Source organism: Streptomyces sp. DH12 (assembly GCF_020873895.1).
Lineage (GTDB): Bacteria > Actinomycetota > Actinomycetes > Streptomycetales > Streptomycetaceae > Streptomyces.
In genome coordinates this window covers 1-399 of sequence record NZ_JAHWGT010001557.1, presented here as the reverse complement: position 1 = coordinate 399, position 399 = coordinate 1, and the positions used below count along the sequence as shown (strand labels likewise).

1 protein-coding gene and 1 pseudogene are annotated in these 399 nt (G+C 75.7%); both read right to left on the bottom strand.

Going from position 1 to position 399, the window contains the following annotated elements; all coding sequences use genetic code 11:
* A partial coding sequence (locus tag LPA54_RS41070) for an ATP-binding cassette domain-containing protein (RefSeq protein ID WP_228985493.1) occupies positions 1-290 on the bottom strand: 290 nt, incomplete at its 3' end.
* A pseudogene (locus LPA54_RS41065) lies at positions 287-399 on the bottom strand (ABC transporter permease); the annotation flags it as partial. The pseudogene LPA54_RS41065 and the gene LPA54_RS41070, both read right to left, overlap by 4 nt.

Sequence of the window (399 nt, the reverse complement as noted above, 5' to 3'; positions counted from 1 at the left end):
GAGTGCATCGCGCCCTGGAAGACGATCGAGGCGCCGGCCCAGCGCACCGCCCGGACCCGGCCCCACTTCATGGCGAGCACGTCCTCGCCGTCCAGCAGGATCTCCCCGCCGACCCGGGCGCCCGCCGGGAGCAGCCGCAGCAGCGCCAGCGCGAGCGTGGACTTGCCGCAGCCCGACTCCCCGGCGATCCCGAGCTTGCTCCCGGCGTCCAGCCGCAGGTCCACCCCGCGCACGGCCGCCGCGCCGTCCGCGTACGTCACCGTCAGGTCCCTGACCTCGAGCAGGCTCACCGGGACACCCCCAGCCGCGGGTTGAGGACCTGCTCCACGGCCCGCCCGCACAGCGTGAACGCCAGCGCCACCACGGCGATGGCGACACCCGGCGGCACCAGGTACCACC